General features: G+C 73.7%; 11 protein-coding genes. 7 read left to right on the top strand and 4 right to left on the bottom strand.

Going from position 1 to position 14,656, the window contains the following annotated elements:
- The first annotated feature begins 232 nt into the window (after positions 1-232).
- The 3 genes from VE614_RS30175 to VE614_RS30165 all read left to right on the top strand — a co-directional run bounded on the left by VE614_RS30175 (position 233) and on the right by VE614_RS30165 (position 4,031).
- Positions 233-1,222 carry a hypothetical protein gene (locus VE614_RS30175; protein ID WP_324944263.1) on the top strand — a complete coding sequence of 330 codons (990 nt, stop codon included), beginning with the start codon at positions 233-235 and terminating at the stop codon, positions 1,220-1,222.
- A 31-nt stretch (positions 1,223-1,253) separates the two neighbouring features.
- Complete coding sequence (locus VE614_RS30170) at positions 1,254-2,771, top strand: amino acid permease (RefSeq protein ID WP_324944260.1); 1,518 nt, start codon at positions 1,254-1,256, stop codon at positions 2,769-2,771.
- 162 nt (positions 2,772-2,933) lie between these two features.
- On the top strand, positions 2,934-4,031 hold the full coding sequence (locus VE614_RS30165; protein ID WP_324944257.1) for a mechanosensitive ion channel family protein: 1,098 nt from the start codon (positions 2,934-2,936) through the stop codon (positions 4,029-4,031).
- Between the two features lie 22 nt (positions 4,032-4,053).
- On the opposite strand, the gene VE614_RS30160 is transcribed toward VE614_RS30165, so the two are convergent.
- On the bottom strand, positions 4,054-5,097 hold the full coding sequence (locus VE614_RS30160; RefSeq protein WP_324944254.1) for a hypothetical protein: 1,044 nt from the start codon (positions 5,095-5,097) through the stop codon (positions 4,054-4,056).
- 187 nt (positions 5,098-5,284) lie between these two features.
- Between VE614_RS30160 and VE614_RS30155 the strand changes: the two genes are divergently transcribed.
- Together VE614_RS30155 and VE614_RS30150 are read left to right on the top strand one after the other, a co-directional pair.
- A complete protein-coding gene (locus VE614_RS30155) occupies positions 5,285-7,504 on the top strand; it encodes an NADP-dependent isocitrate dehydrogenase (protein ID WP_324944250.1) in 2,220 nt (739 codons plus the stop codon).
- Between the two features lie 98 nt (positions 7,505-7,602).
- Positions 7,603-8,385 carry an N-formylglutamate amidohydrolase gene (locus tag VE614_RS30150; RefSeq protein WP_324944247.1) on the top strand — a complete coding sequence of 261 codons (783 nt, stop codon included), beginning with the start codon at positions 7,603-7,605 and terminating at the stop codon, positions 8,383-8,385.
- A gap of 21 nt (positions 8,386-8,406) precedes the next feature.
- Here the strand turns inward: VE614_RS30150 and VE614_RS30145 are convergent, their stop codons facing one another.
- From VE614_RS30145 to VE614_RS30135, 3 genes are read right to left on the bottom strand one after another with little or no spacing between them, the layout of a single operon-like run.
- Positions 8,407-8,925: a hypothetical protein gene (locus VE614_RS30145; protein ID WP_414719667.1), complete on the bottom strand. Its 519-nt coding sequence runs from the start codon at positions 8,923-8,925 to the stop codon at positions 8,407-8,409.
- A gap of 5 nt (positions 8,926-8,930) precedes the next feature.
- Complete coding sequence (locus VE614_RS30140; RefSeq protein ID WP_324944244.1) at positions 8,931-9,569, bottom strand: sigma-70 family RNA polymerase sigma factor; 639 nt, start codon at positions 9,567-9,569, stop codon at positions 8,931-8,933.
- A complete protein-coding gene (locus VE614_RS30135; RefSeq protein ID WP_324944241.1) occupies positions 9,566-10,996 on the bottom strand; it encodes a S8/S53 family peptidase in 1,431 nt (476 codons plus the stop codon). Before VE614_RS30135 ends, VE614_RS30140 begins: the two co-directional genes overlap by 4 nt.
- A gap of 118 nt (positions 10,997-11,114) precedes the next feature.
- Here VE614_RS30135 and VE614_RS30130 point away from each other — a divergent pair, with 118 nt between their 5' ends.
- Together VE614_RS30130 and VE614_RS30125 are read left to right on the top strand one after the other, a co-directional pair.
- Positions 11,115-13,718, top strand: a complete 2,604-nt coding sequence (locus VE614_RS30130; protein WP_324944238.1) for a CHAT domain-containing protein — start codon at positions 11,115-11,117, stop codon at positions 13,716-13,718.
- Positions 13,719-13,892: 174 nt separating this feature from the next.
- On the top strand, positions 13,893-14,642 hold the full coding sequence (locus VE614_RS30125; protein ID WP_324944235.1) for a hypothetical protein: 750 nt from the start codon (positions 13,893-13,895) through the stop codon (positions 14,640-14,642).
- Positions 14,643-14,656: the final 14 nt, after the last annotated feature.

The raw sequence follows: 14,656 nt of genomic DNA, 5'->3' as shown, positions 1-14,656 counted from the left end.
GCCGACAGCCTGCCGTCGCCGGCCACGCCGCGTCAAGCGCCGCTGACCCACGGTCAGCAGTCGCGCGGCGGGTGGCCGTTCTCCCGTATGGCGAAACCGGCGTCTCATCCGGAACACCCGCCTCTATAGTGGCCGCCGACCGAACACGATCTCATCAACCGCCGCTCGGGGGAGGGCTGTTGACACACCAGCTCGCCATCCTGACCCGCCCGTCGACCGGGGCGGGAGGGTGATGGCCAAAGACGGAGCACGACCCGCCTACGATCCCGCCGGACCCGACACCGCGCTGCGCGCCGCCCTCCAGGAGGTGCGCGCCGGGCGCTGGATGTCCATGCGCGCCCTGCTCGCGGAGACCGCGTCCTGGCGGCAGTGGACACAGCGCACCCAGGTCCTGGCGGCGGCCGCCGCCGGCACCGATGTGGTGCGGGCCTGGCTCGCCGAGGAGCCGCACAGCCTCCCGGCCGCCCTGATGCACGCCCGGGTGGCCGTCGAGCGGGCCTTGCGGGCCCATCGTGAACGGCACGGCCGCACCACGGAGTTGTGGCACGAGGCGTGGCGGGCGAGTGACGCCCTGACGCGTGCCGCGCCGCACGACCCGGTGCCCTGGGTGTGCCTGCTGGCGCTGTCCCGGCTCGACGAGGAGCAGCGCTGGGCGGAGCACCGGGTGGCGCCGCCGGAGCCGATGCTGCCGCCCGGCCCGTGGGGCCTGCTGGCGGAGGCCGGCCGGCGCGACCCGTACAACCGTGAGGCCCACCACCGGATGCTCCAGTTCCTGTACGGCCGTTCGGCGTCCGGACGGCTGGCGGAGGCGGCGGGTTTCGCGCACTGGGCGGCCGACGCGGCACCGCCGGGCTCGCCGCTGCGGCTGCTGCCGCTGTACGTCCGGGTCGAGCGCTACCGGCGCGACGGCGGCCGCGACGCCGCACTCGACCTGCACTGGGTCGCCGAGGACGCCTCCCGGGAGGCGCTGCGGGCGTTCCACGGCTGGTTCGAGCCGACCACGGCCGCCGAGCGCGGCCCGCTCGACCTCAACCATCTCGCCCATGCCCTGTGGGGCGCGCTGCGGTTCGCCGAGGCGGACCGGGTGTTCGACGCGGTCGGCCCGTACTGGACGCCGCTGCCGTGGGCCCACCGCACCACCGCGCCCGGTGACCACGCGCAGGCCGCTGAGGTCTTCCAGCAGGCCCGCGCCCGCAGCAGGACGGGGGCCCGGCGCCCCTGACGTCCCCGCTTCGCCTTCCAGGAGGTTCCGCATGTCCCGCACCACCCTCGGCGCCCAGCAGCAGGACGAGGAGCAACGCCTGCGCGAACTGGGCTACCGGCCGGTGCTCGCCCGCCGGATGGGCGGCTTCGGCAACTTCGCGATCAGCTTCTCGGTGATCTCGATCCTGTCCGGCTGCATGACCCTGTACGGCTTCGGCATGGGCGCGGGCGGTCCCGCGGTGATGCTGTGGGGCTGGGCGGGCGTCGGCCTGTTCGTGCTGTGCGTGGGGCTCGCGCTGGCGGAGGTCACCAGCGCCTATCCCACCTCCGGCGCGCTGTACTACATGGCCGACCGGCTCGGCGGCCGGCGCTGGGGCTGGTACACCGGCTGGCTGAATCTGCTCGGTCTGCTCGGCGCGATCGCCGGCATCGACTACGGCGCCGCCCTGTTCACCGGCGCGTTCCTGAACCTCCGGTTCGGGTTCGAGCCGACCCCCGAGAAGACAATGCTGATCTTCGTCGTGATCCTGCTGCTGCACGCCGTGCTGAACCTGTTCGGGGTCCGGCTGGTCAGCGTGCTCAACTCGATCAGCGTGTGGTGGCACCTGGCCGGGGTCGCGCTGATCGTCGGCGCGCTGGCGATCGTCCCGGAGCACCACCAGTCGCCGTCGTTCGTCTTCACCGAGTTCGTCAACGACACCGGCTGGGACAACCCGCTCTACGTCGCCGCGATCGGCCTGCTGCTCGCCCAGTACACGTTCTCCGGCTACGACGCCTCCGCCCACCTCTCGGAGGAGACCGCGGGCGCCTCGGTGGCGGCGGCCCGCGGCATCGTCCGCGCCATCTGGGCGTCCTGGATCGCCGGGTTCGTGCTGCTCGCCGGACTGACCTTCGCCATCCAGGACTACGACGCGACCCGGGCCAGCGAGACCGGGGTGCCGCCCGCGCAGATCCTGCTCGACGGGCTCGGCACGAACGGGGCGAGCGCGCTGCTCCTCGTGGTGATCGTGGCCCAGCTGTTCTGCGGCAACGCCGAGGTCGCCGCGGCCAGCCGGATGGTGTTCGCGTTCAGCCGGGACGGGGCACTGCCCGGCTCACGGCTGTGGCGCAAGGTCAGCGCCAGGACCCAGACGCCGGTCGCCGCGGTGTGGCTGTCGGTGGCGGTCGCCGCTGTGCTGGCCCTGCCGTCGCTGTACTCGGCGACGGCGTACGGCGCGGTCACGGCCATCAACGTCATCGGCATCACCCCGGCGTACGCCATCCCGGTCTTCCTGCGGCTGCGCGCCGGGGACCGCTTCACGCCCGGTCCCTGGAGCCTGGGCCGGTGGAGCAGGCCGATCGGCTGGACCGCGGTGGTGTGGGTGGCGTGTGTGACGGTGCTGTTCTGCCTGCCGCAGTCCTCGCCGGTGACGGTCGACACGATGAACTACGCGTCCGTCGCCCTCGCCGTCGTACTCGTGCTCGCCACGGTGTGGTGGTTCGTCGCCCGCCGTTCGTACGGAACGCCCACGACCGCGGCGTACGGATCCGACCGTGACCAGGCGGAACTCGCCGAGGGCATCGTCTGAGCGGGGTGCGGCCGGCCCCGGTCCCGGTACGAACTGGCGTGCCGGATACGGCAGGATGAACGGTCGCACATCCCGGAATCGAGCAGGTGACAACGTGACGAGACCTCACATCCGGCCGCCGGCGGCCCCGTTTGCCGCGGAACGTCCTTCCGGAGGTGACCGATGACCCGCGCGCTGACCCTGGACGACCTCATCCTCGGCGGCGTCGCCCTGGCCGCGGGCCTGCTGGCCGCGTTCGCGCTGCGGCTGCTGCTGCGCTGGCTGGGCAAGCAGGCCGACCGCACCCGCTGGAGCGGTGACGACGTCATCGTGGAGGCGCTGCGCACGGTGCTGCCGTGGGCGGCGGTGGCCGGCGGGGCGGCGGCCGCGGCGGCGGCGCTGCCGCTGACCCGGACCGTGCAGCACCACACCAACCAGACCCTCACCGTGCTGCTGATCTTCGTGGTGACGGTGGCGTCGGCCCGGGTCGTGGGCAATCTGGTGCGGTCGGTGGCCCAGTCCCGCTCGGGCGTCGCCGCGTCGGCCACGATCTTCGTCAACATCACCCGGGTGATGGTGCTGGCGCTCGGCTTCCTCGTCGTGCTCCAGACCCTGGGCATCTCCATAGCGCCGATGCTCACCGCGCTCGGCGTGGGCGGTCTGGCGGTCGCGCTGGCCCTCCAGGACACCCTCGCCAACCTCTTCGCGGGCCTGCACATCCTCGCCTCGAAGACCGTGCAGCCGGGCGACTACATCCGGCTGAGCAGCGGCGAGGAGGGCTATGTCACCGACATCAACTGGCGGCAGACCACGATCCGCAACCTCTCCAACAACCTGGTCATCATCCCCAACGGGCAACTCGCGGGGACCAACATGACCAACTACAACCGGCCCGAGCAGGAGCTGACCATCATGGTCCAGGCGGGGGTCGGCTACGACAGCGACCTGGAGCAGGTGGAGCGGGTGACCTGCGAGGTGGTCACCGAGGTGATGACGGACGTCACCGGCGCCGTCCCGGAGCACGAGCCCGCCGTCCGCTTCCACACCTTCGGCGACTCGCGGATCGGGTTCACGGTGATCCTCGGCGTCGGCGAGTTCAGCGACCAGTACCGGATCAAGCACGAGTTCATCAAGCGCCTGCACCGCCGCTACCGCGCGGAGGGCATCAGCGTCCCGGTTCCGGCCCGCACGGTGACGCTGCGGCAGGGCGGGGTGTCCATCCCGCAGCAGCGCGACGGCGCGGAGGAGGCGGGCGGGGTGTCCGCCGCCCGCCTCGACTGAGCCGCCGCCGCGCCCGGCGGGTCTACGCGTGGATCACATGCAGCCGCAGCGGAACCTGGTACTCGCCGGTCAGCGCGAACAGCCGGGTTCCGTCCGGGGACCAGATCAGCCCGTGCGGGCGCAGGTACTGGGCGGAGCCCGGGTCCAGGTCGACGACCCGGGAGGGGGCGTCGGCACCGGGGGCGAAGAGGAAGACGTCCTCGCCGTAGGACTGGTCGATGCCCGCCGCGATCGTGCCCTGGGCCGACACCGCGGCGGCGGTCGGGTAGCTGGTGGTGGGGTAGATGTGCGCCACCGACAGGTCGGCGAGCCGGAAGGCCAGGTGGTGGTAGGGCGCCCCGCTCACCGCGAAGAGCGTGCGGCCGTCGGGCGACAGGGCCAGGTCGTTCACGGCGGAGATGCCGCCGGGGTTGTCCTTCGTGGTCCGCACCACGGGCGCCCCGGAGGTCACGTCGTACACGGTGACCGTGCCCCCGCTGGAGTGCTGGTCACCGGCGATCACCAGGCCGGGCGCGCTGGGCGCGGACAGCAGCATCGGCGGGCCCGGCCAGGTGCCCGAGGGCAGGTGGGCCAGGCGCACCACCGGACGGCGGCCCAGGGTGAGGGAGCCGAGGTTGCTCTCCCACTGCTCGCCGTAGCTGAACCAGAGGGTGCCGTCCACGAGCGCGAGCCGGACCGGGCCGGTGGGGGCGCCGGTGCCGGTGGGATAGCGCGCCTTCGTCCGGTACGTGGCGGTGTCGAGGGCGACGATGGCGTCGCCGAGGCTGAGCGCCGCGTACAGCGTGCGGGCGTCCGGGGACAGCACCAGGTCGGCCGCGCCGGGCAGGCCGGTGAGCGTCCGCACGATCCGGCCGTCGAAGTCGGTGACGACGATCGAGCCGCTGACCCGGTCGGCGATGAACAGTCGCTGGTGCACCGGATCCACGACCGTGTCGGTGTGGTACTGGATCGGCAGGGTGGTCGTCGTGGTGGCCGGGGTCGCCACGGCGCCGGGGGCGGCGCCGAGCAGGGCCAGCAGGGTCAGGAGTAAGGCACCGAACACGGCTCTGAGCCGGGTGCGTCGCATGTTTCCGTCCTTCGGGTAGGGGCGCCCCCCACGGGCGCGATCGGCGGGGACCGAGCAGATCGACATCTGCCCGTTGCGGTCATGTCCATGCACGGGCGCCGGTCGTATCCGTACCGCTGTCGATCCAGAGGCGATCACGAGATATCTTGATGTCGAGCAATGTTGCAGACGTGGAGCGGAGCACCCGGTGACTGACTCGACCATCATCTATACGCACACTGACGAGGCCCCGGCCCTGGCGACGTATTCCTTCCTGCCGGTGGTCAAGGCGTACGCCTCGCAGGCGGGTGTCGCCGTGGAGACGCGGGACATCTCGCTGGCCGGGCGCATCATCGCCGTGTTCCCGGAGTACCTCACCGAGGACCAGCGCATCCCGGACGCGCTGGCCGAGCTGGGCGAGCTGGCCAAGACGCCCGAGGCCAACATCATCAAGCTGCCCAACATCTCGGCGTCGATCCCGCAGCTGAAGGCCGCCGTCGCCGAGCTGCAGGCCCAGGGCTACGCGCTGCCGAACTACCCGGACGACCCGAAGACCGACGAGGAGCGGGAGATCAAGGCCCGCTACGACAAGGTCAAGGGCTCCGCCGTCAACCCGGTCCTGCGCGAGGGCAACTCCGACCGCCGCGCCCCGGCCTCCGTCAAGAACTACGCCAAGACCCACCCGCACCGCATGGGCGCCTGGACCGGCGAGTCCAGGACGAACGTGGCCACCATGGGCGAGAACGACTTCCGCTCCACCGAGAAGTCGGCCGTCATCGCCGAGGACGGCGCGCTGAAGATCGAGCTGGTCGCCGAGGACGGCACCACCACCGTGCTGCGCGAGTCCGTACCGGTGCTCGCCGGTGAGGTCGTCGACGCCTCCGTGATGCGCGTCGCCCACCTGCGCGAGTTCCTGGCCTCCCAGGTCGCCCGCGCCAAGGCCGAGGGCGTGCTGTTCTCCGTGCACCTGAAGGCCACGATGATGAAGGTCTCCGACCCGATCATCTTCGGCCACGTGGTCCGCGCCTTCTTCCCGAAGACCTTCGAGCGCTACGGCGAGACGCTGGCCGCCGCCGGCCTCTCCCCGAACGACGGCCTCGGCGGCATCTACAAGGGCCTGGAGTCGCTGCCCGAGGGCGCCGAGATCAAGGCCTCCTTCGACGCCGAGCTGGCCGAGGGCCCTGCCCTGGCGATGGTCGACTCCGACAAGGGCATCACCAACCTGCACGTCCCGTCGGACGTCATCGTCGACGCCTCCATGCCGGCGATGATCCGCACCTCCGGCCACATGTGGGGCCCGGACGGCCAGGAGGCCGACACCCTCGCCGTGCTGCCGGACTCCAGCTACGCGGGCGTCTACCAGGCCGTCATCGAGGACTGCAAGGCCAACGGCGCCTACGACCCGTCCACCATGGGCTCGGTGCCGAACGTCGGCCTGATGGCGCAGAAGGCCGAGGAGTACGGCTCCCACGACAAGACCTTCGAGATCCCGGCCGCCGGCACCGTCCGCCTGGTCGACCAGGCCGGCAACGTCGTGATCGAGCAGCCGGTCTCCCAGGGCGACATCTTCCGCGCCTGCCAGACCAAGGACGCGCCGATCAGGGACTGGGTGAAGCTCGCCGTCACCCGCGCCCGCGCCACCGGCGACCCGGCCGTGTTCTGGCTCGACGAGACCCGCGCGCACGACGCCAACCTGATCGCCAAGGTCGAGCAGTACCTCACGGAGCACGACACCGAGGGGCTGGACATCCGCATCCTCTCCCCGGTCGAGGCCACCAAGCTGTCGGTGGAGCGCATCCGCCGCGGCGAGAACACCATCTCGGTCACCGGCAACGTCCTGCGTGACTACCTGACCGACCTCTTCCCGATCCTGGAGCTGGGCACCAGCGCCAAGATGCTGTCGGTGGTCCCGCTGATGGCGGGCGGCGGCCTGTTCGAGACGGGCGCCGGCGGCTCCGCGCCGAAGCACGTCCAGCAGCTGGTCAAGGAGAACTACCTGCGCTGGGACTCCCTCGGCGAGTTCTTCGCCCTGGTGCCGTCGCTGGAGCAGTACGCGACGTTCACCGGCAACACCCGCGCCAAGGTGCTGGCCGACACCCTCGACCGGGCCACGGCGACCTTCCTCAACGAGGACAAGTCCCCGACCCGTCGCGTCGGCGGCATCGACAACCGCGGCAGCCACTTCTACCTGTCCCTGTACTGGGCGCAGGAGCTGGCCAAGCAGACCGACGACGCCGAGCTTGCGAAGGCCTTCGCCCCGCTCGCCGAGACGCTCGCGGCGAACGAGCAGAAGATCGTCGAGGAGCTGAACGCCGTCCAGGGCAAGCCGGCCGACATCGGCGGCTACTACCAGCCCGACCCGGCCAAGGCCGCCACGATCATGCGCCCCTCGCCCACCTGGAACGAGGCCCTGGCGTCCCTGAGCTGACGCTCGCCCCGTAAGGGGTTCTCCGTAACCGCCCCGGTCGGCAGCTGCCCGACCGGGGCGGCCCCGTCTCCCCGTTCCCCCATCTCCGGAGCCGCCCCATGTCCCCGTCCTTCGAGCTGCTGCCCGGTGCCGGCGACTCGCCGGTCATTCTGCATGTGCCGCATTCCGCGCGGGAGATACCGGCAGAGGTGCGCGCGGGGATCGTGCTGGACGACCCGGCGCTGGAGCGGGAGCTGGACCACATCGTCGACGCGCACACGGCGGAGATCGCGGCGCGGGCGGCGGAGCTGGCGGGGGTCACGCCCTGGCGGTTCGTCAACCGGCTGGCGCGGCTGGTGGTGGACCCGGAGCGGTTCCCGGACGAGCGGGAGGAGATGCTCGCCGTGGGAATGGGGGCCGTGTACACGCGGACCACCCACATGGAGGTGCTGCGGGCCGAGGGCCACGACCCCGAGCCGCTGATCGAGCGGTACTTCCGGCCGTACGCGCGGGCCATGGCGGACGCCGTGGCCGGGCGGCTGGCCGCGACCGGGCGGGCGGTGATCATCGACGTGCACTCGTATCCGAGCCGGGCACTGCCCTACGAGCTGCACGGCGCGGGCCCGCGTCCGCCCGTGTGCCTGGGCACGGACTCCTTCCACACGCCGCCCGGACTGCTCGCCGCCGCGCGCGGAGCCTTCGGGGCGGGCGTCGGGCTGGACAGCCCGTTCAGCGGGACGTACGTACCGCTGGAGTACTACGGCACGGACCCGCGGGTCTCCGCGCTGATGGTGGAGATCCGCCGGGACACCTACATGACGGAGCCGGGCGGCCCGGCCGGGCCGGGGCTGGAGCGGCTGGCGGACGCGCTCGCGGCGCTCGTCACCGCCGTACCGCGCTGAAGCCCCGGGCCCATGGCGCGGTCACGCCCGCATCCACTCCGTCACGACCACCTCCCCGCCGGTCCGCAGCCGCAGGGCGAAGGGGCCGGTGCGCGGCAGCTCGCCGGCGAAGCGGCCCATGGTGTCGGCGGTGAGGGTGGCCGGTGCGGCGGGGTGCGGGCCGCCGAGGACCTCGATGCGGGCCGGCTGCGGCGGCAGCACCTGGCCGATCAGCCCGTGCGCGGTCACCTCGACGTCGACGCTCAGCTCGCCGGTGCGGAAGGTCAGCATCCGGGGTACGTCGGTCGCGCCGCGCACCGGGATGGCGTCCACCAGCGAGTCGAAGGTCAGCTCGGCGAGCCGGGCGTCGAGGTCGTACAGGGCGTAGGCGTCCACGGCCAGGCGGCGCAGCTCGGCCGGGACCGGGTCGAGGATGGCCGCGGCCTGGCGCAGCTCCTCCTCCAGCAGCCCGGCCCCGAACTCCGTGTCGTCCAGCGCGGCTTCGTCCGGGACGGCGTCCTCGCCGAATCCGTCGTCGGCGCCGGCGGCGCCGTTGTCGATGTGGTTCACGATGCTCCCCGTGCGTCGAGTCGGGCCCGCAGCCGGCGCAGACAGCGCTGGCGCAGCGGCCCGATGCTGCCGACGGCGATGCCCAGGGCGGCGGACACCTCCTGATAACTGGGCGGCGGCGAGGCCATCAGCACCCGCAGCAGCTGCCGGCACCGCTCCCCCAGCTCCTCGAACTCCTGCCACAGCCGCCGGACCCGCTCGCTCTGCGCGGCCGCCTCCTCGGAGTCGAGCAGCGACTGCTCCGGCGTACGGTCCTCGCTGACCCGGTCCAGGAGTTGCGGATCGTCGGTCGGTGTCAGCCGCTGCCAGCCTCTGATCACCTTGAGCGACTCGTTGCGCGCGGTGGTCGCCAGCCAGGATCCCGCCTTGTGCGGTTCTCGGATCCGCCCGAGGTGCTGGGCGAAGCGGAACCAGGCCGTCTGGTAGACCTCGTGCGCGTCGGCGTCGGAGAGCCGGTGGGCGCGCACGACCGACCACACCAGCGGGCTCAGCCCTTCCACGAGCGCTTTCCAGGCCGCCGCGTCGCCGTCGACGGCGGACTGGACGAGCGCGCCGACATCTGCACGGTCCAAGGCCCCACCCCTCGTGTACGGCAAGTCATCGTACGCCGTGGGTGGGCATGCTCCGTTCCTCATGCGACGGCCACCGGCAGTTCGACCGGCACGGCCCGCCAGGTGGGCGGCAGCAGCGCCGGCACATGCGCCCCGCGCACCTCCGCGAACTCGGTGTTCGCCGCCAGCACTTGCCGGCGGGCGGCGCGCGGGTCGGTCTCCTTGTGCGCCGTCATGTGGGCGGCGATCAGCCCGGCGACCACAGGGGTGGCGAACGAGGTGCCGCTCCACTGCGCGAGTCCCCGGAACATGACCTGGTCCGGCTTGCCGGTGGCGCCCTCGTCGCTGAGCGCGCCGGTGTGCCGGGGGTACTGGCAGGTGCAGCCGTAGCCGAAGCCGTAGCGGCAGGCGTCGTACGTCGAGTGCTGGTACACGTACGGCATCGGGGCGGCCCAGCCGGTCAGGGCGCCGGTCAGCCGTTCGCCGGGGGCGTAGACCTTCACCCAGGCCCCGTGGTTGCTGAAGCAGGCGCCGAACTCGCCGTCGCCGCGCAGGGCACCGACCGAGAGCACGCTGTCCTCCCAGCCGGGCAGGTCGGCGTAGGCGGCGGGCCAGAAGGGGGTGGCGCTGGCGTTGTTCCCGGCGCAGGCGACGAGCAGGGTGTGCTGCTCGCGCAGTTCCTCCATGAACGCCTGGACGCCGAGGAGACCGTCGGTACGGCCGTTGGAGGTGCCCGCGGAGAGGCTGAGGATGTCGGGCCAGCCGCTCGCGTCGACGGCCTCGAAGAGTTTCTCGCCGAACTCCGACTCCAGGATCGCCCCGGCGTCGTTCAGCGAGTTCCGTACGGTGACGTCGGTGTTGGGCGCCACGGCGGCGACCAGCCCGGCGATGAACGTGCCGTGGCCGACGTACTGCTGGAGGAAGCCCCGTTCGTCGGTCTCCTGGATCTGGAGGTCGCCGTCCGTGTGGGCGAGCAGCGGGTAGGAGCGGTAGTCGCTCATCAGGCCGGTGTCGACGACGAGGACGCCGACGGCGGTGTCCGGGTCGTGCAGGCCCTCCGCGGCGGCCGGGTTCGGCGGCTCGTGCGGCGGGGCGGGGGCGGGTTCGTCGCCGGGGCAGGCGTTGACCGCGATCGACACCACGTGGTTGCGGCTGACCAGCCGGCGGCCCGCGCGGCCCTCCGCCCGCCGCAGGGCGCGCAGCGCGCCCGCCACCGCGCGGTCCGCGCCCGGGGCGCCCTCCCCGGGGTCGCCGACCTGGATCCGGGTGATGCCGGAGCGGTTGCGTCGCGGGCTTGCCCGGCGCACCGTGTCGGGGGTGAGGTCGGGCGCCTCCGTGAAGAAGGTGCGCACGGCGTCCTCGACGATCTGCGCCTCCTCGCCGTCGCGGGCGAGGACGACTCCCTTCTCGTAGAGGAACTCCGCGGAGTCGTCCGGTCCCATGGCGAGCGGGACGTCGCGCATCGCGCGCTGGATCTGGTCGAACTGCTCGCGGAATCGCTGTGGTGCCATGGCGTGTCCTCCCCGTTGTCGCGACGTTCGTCAACTAGAGCCGTGAAGTCGCTGACTGATACAGAGACGAATCGGCGGCCCGTGGTTCCGCACGGCGGCGGCCACTACCATCCGTGGAGTGAGAGCGGGAAGCGACTCGGTTCTCGAACTGCTGCCGATGGTGTTCGCCGCCCCGAACGAGGCGCTGGACCGGGCCCAGGAGGTGCTCGCCACCGGTCCCTCACCGCTGCACGCCTCCGTGGCGCACCAGGTGATCGGCATCTGGCAGCGGGACTTCGGCGATCTGCGGATCGCCCTGCACCATCTCCGGCGTGCCCGCGACCTGGCGGCGCGCGCGGATTCCGCGGAACGTGAGGCGGACGTCCTCGGCACGCTCGGCGTGGCCCTGGTGCACGCGGGCCGCACCCGGCAGGGCCTCGCGGCGTTCGACCGGGGCGTCGCGCGGGGCACGGGGCACACCCGGGCGAGGGTGCGGTATCGCAGGGCGTACGTCTGGTGGGTGCTGGGCCATCACCGCGAGGCGCTGGAGGACGTGCGCCGGGCGATTCCCGTGCTGCGGCAGGCGGACGACGTGATCTGGACGGCGCGGGCGCTGACGCTGCGGGCGACCGTGCATCTCGCGCTGGGCGCGGTGGAGCGGGCGGACGCCGACTTCACCGCCGCGGAGGCGCTGTGGGAGACCACCGGCCAGGAGCACGACAAGGCCGACGCGGTGGAGAGCCGGGGGCTGGCCGCGTTCCGGTCCGGGGACATCCCGGCCGCGCTGCGGCTGCTGGACGAGGCGGAGGAGCGGTACGCCAAGCTGGGCACGCCGACGTTCATGCTCAACATCCGGCGCTGCGAGGTGCTGATGGCGGCCGGGCTGGCCCCGGAGGCACTGGCCGAGGCGGACGCGGCGATCGCCGTCCTGGACGGCATGGGCGGGCAGTCCACCCGCAAGGCCGAGCTGCTGCTCGCCGCGGCGCGCGCGGCCCGGCTGGCGGGCGATCCGCACACCGCGATCGCCCGCGCCGCGGTGGCGGTGCGGCTGTTCTCCGGGCAGCGGCGCACCTGGTGGGAGACGCATGCCCGGCTGGTGCTCATCGAGGCGCGGGTGGCCGCCGGGCGCTGCTCCGGCCGGCTGGTCGCGGACGCCGCCGCGGTGGCCGAGCGGCTGTCGTCGTTCGGGGCGCCGGCCGCGCCGGAGGCGTCGCTGCTGGCCGGCCGGATCGCGCTGGCCCTGGGCTGGACGGCGGACGCGGAACGCCATCTGGCGGTGGCCGCGCGCGGTCGGCACAGCGGGCCGCCGCTGGCCCGGATGACGGGGTGGGCGGCGCAGGCGCTGCGGGCCCGGGCGGCCGGTTCGGCGCGGGGCGTGCTGGAGGCGTGCCGGCGCGGTCTCGACGTGCTGGACGACCACCGTATGACGCTCGGCGCGTCCGAGCTGCGGGCGCGGGCCACCGAGCAGGGCGCCGAACTGGCCGCGCTCGCCCAGCAGGCCAGCCTCGCCGGGGGCGGGCCGCGCCGGCTGCTGATGTGGAGCGAGCGCTGGCGGGCCACCGTGCTGTCCGCGCCGCCCACCCGTCCCCCGGCGGATCCGGCGCTGCTGAGCGGACTGACCGCGTTCCGCGAGATCGCGGCCCGCGCGGAGGCGGCTCGCCGGGAGAGCCGTCCCATACCGGCGCTGGAGCGGGAGCAGCGCCGGCTGGAACGGGAGGTGCGGTCCCGGACGCTGCACATACGCGGCGGCGCGCCCGGCGACGGGCACCGCTTCGATGTGCCCCGCCTGCTGGCGCGGCTGGGCGAGACCCGGCTGGTCGAACTCGCGGTGCTGGACGGGCGGGTGCAGGTGCTGCTGTGCGGGCGGGGCCGGGTGCGCCGGTTCGAGGCGGGCCTGCTGGCGGAGGCGGAGGTGGAGGCCGAGCACGTCCAGGCGGGGCTGCGGCGGCTGGCCCATCCCGGGGCCGAGGCCCGGCTGCCGGTGGTGGAGGCGGCGGGCCGCCGTCTCGAGGAGCTGCTGCTCGGGCCGGCGGCCGCGCATCTGGGCCCGGGGCCGGTGGTGATCGTGCCGCCCGCGCGGCTGCACCGGGTGCCGTGGGCGCTGCTGCCGTCGCTGCGGGAGCGGGTGGTGAGCGTGTCGCCGTCGGCGAGCAGCTGGCTGCGGGCCCGGGAGACCGAGCCGCCGCCGGGTGGCGGCTACGTGCTGGTCCGCGGGCCGGGCCTGGCGACCGGCGGCGCCGAGGTGCCGGAGGTGGCCGACCGGTACGCCGAGGCACGGGTGCTGGAGGACGAGGACGCGCGGGTACCGCGGGTGCTGCGGGAGCTGGACGGCGCGGCGCTCGCCCATATCGCCGCGCACGGCACGTTCCGCGCGGACAGCCCGATGTTCTCGTCCCTGCGCATGGCGGACGGCCCGCTCATCGTCCACGACTTCGAGCGCCTGGACCGCAGCCCGTACCGGATCATCCTCTCCAGCTGCGACACCGCACGGCTCGCCTCGGTCGGTGCGGACGAGCTGCTGGGCCTGGTCACCGCGCTGCTGCCGCTGGGCACGGCGGGGGTGGTCGCGAGCAGCGCGCCGGTCAACGACGCCGCGGTGGTCCCGCTGATGCTCGCCCTGCACAAGGGGCTCGGTTCCGGTCTGTCCCTCGCCGAGGCCCTGCGCGACGCCCGCGCGGCTCTGCCGGGAGACGCCCTGCACCAGGCGACGGGGTGGGCGTTCACCGCGTTCGGGGCGGCGTGAGTCCCGCGCCGAGCGGACCCAGCACGGACGGGGGGCTCGACGCCTCCCGCTGCCCACGTGAACCTGCTGACTCCCGGCTCCCGCGCGGCCTGACGGACGGAGCGCCGAGCCCCGACTCGTGCGTGTGATGGGATCTCCCCCGTACGGCAGGACAAGGCCACGGGGGATCGCGCCATGACGAGTGGTGGGAGCACGGGACGGGGAGCCCTCGACGCTCCCGCGCTGCCCGCACGGGCCCTCGCGCGGGAAGCCGTGCGGGCCCGGTCGCTGCTGGACGCCGGGCGGTGGCGGCCCGCCCCGGCCGACGCCGCCGCGGCGGGGGCCGTCCTCACCCGTCTGACCGCTCCACTCCCTCGGCGGCGGGGCGCGAGCGCCCGGATGCGGGCCACGGACCGGGACCGACGGCTCCAGCGCGTCCTGCGCACCACCCTGCACCATCTCGACGCGGGCGCCGTCAGCCCGGCCGCCGCCGCGCTGCTGGCCGCCGTGGCGCGGGCCTTCCTGCCCTGGCACGGCCACCCGACCCCGCCGGCCGCCGCCGCGGCGGCGAGGTACGGGGTGCCGGGGCGGCCGGACGGCGCCGCGGCCGTGCCGCCGACCGACGTGGGTGAGGCCTTGCTCCCGGAGCTGGCTGCCCTGTTCACGGACCTGGCCGCGCCGCGCCCGCCCGGCACCGCCCGGCTGACGCCCCCGGCCGTGCCCTGGAGCGTCCGGTACGCGGGCCGGTTCCGTCGCTACGGCCGGCCCGGGTACGGGGTGTGGACGGCCGAGACCTTCCGCTGCCCGGGGTGCGGGGCCGCGGACGGCCCGTGGACGGTGGCCTGCGGAGGGCGCCGGATCATCCTGGGCTGCCCGTGCGGGACGGTGACTTCCGAGCACGGTCTCGCCTTCTCCGAGATCTGGCTCCTCCTCCCGGACACCTGACGGGCACTCGGGTG

This window comes from Streptomyces sp., assembly GCF_035645055.1.
Classification (GTDB): domain Bacteria; phylum Actinomycetota; class Actinomycetes; order Streptomycetales; family Streptomycetaceae; genus Streptomyces.
This window is presented reverse-complemented; position numbering and strand designations above follow the sequence as displayed.

Excerpts from the sequence above, each read along its gene's own strand:
- VE614_RS30175 (WP_324944263.1), top strand. The coding sequence starts at position 233 with ATGGCCAAAGACGGAGCACGACCCGCCTACGATCCCGCCGGACCCGAC.
- VE614_RS30170 (WP_324944260.1), top strand. The coding sequence starts at position 1,254 with ATGTCCCGCACCACCCTCGGCGCCCAGCAGCAGGACGAGGAGCAACGC.
- VE614_RS30165 (WP_324944257.1), top strand. The coding sequence starts at position 2,934 with ATGACCCGCGCGCTGACCCTGGACGACCTCATCCTCGGCGGCGTCGCC.
- VE614_RS30160 (WP_324944254.1), bottom strand. The coding sequence starts at position 5,097 with ATGCGACGCACCCGGCTCAGAGCCGTGTTCGGTGCCTTACTCCTGACC.
- VE614_RS30150 (WP_324944247.1), top strand. The coding sequence starts at position 7,603 with ATGTCCCCGTCCTTCGAGCTGCTGCCCGGTGCCGGCGACTCGCCGGTC.
- VE614_RS30140 (WP_324944244.1), bottom strand. The coding sequence starts at position 9,569 with ATGAGGAACGGAGCATGCCCACCCACGGCGTACGATGACTTGCCGTAC.
- VE614_RS30135 (WP_324944241.1), bottom strand. The coding sequence starts at position 10,996 with ATGGCACCACAGCGATTCCGCGAGCAGTTCGACCAGATCCAGCGCGCG.
- VE614_RS30125 (WP_324944235.1), top strand. The coding sequence starts at position 13,893 with ATGACGAGTGGTGGGAGCACGGGACGGGGAGCCCTCGACGCTCCCGCG.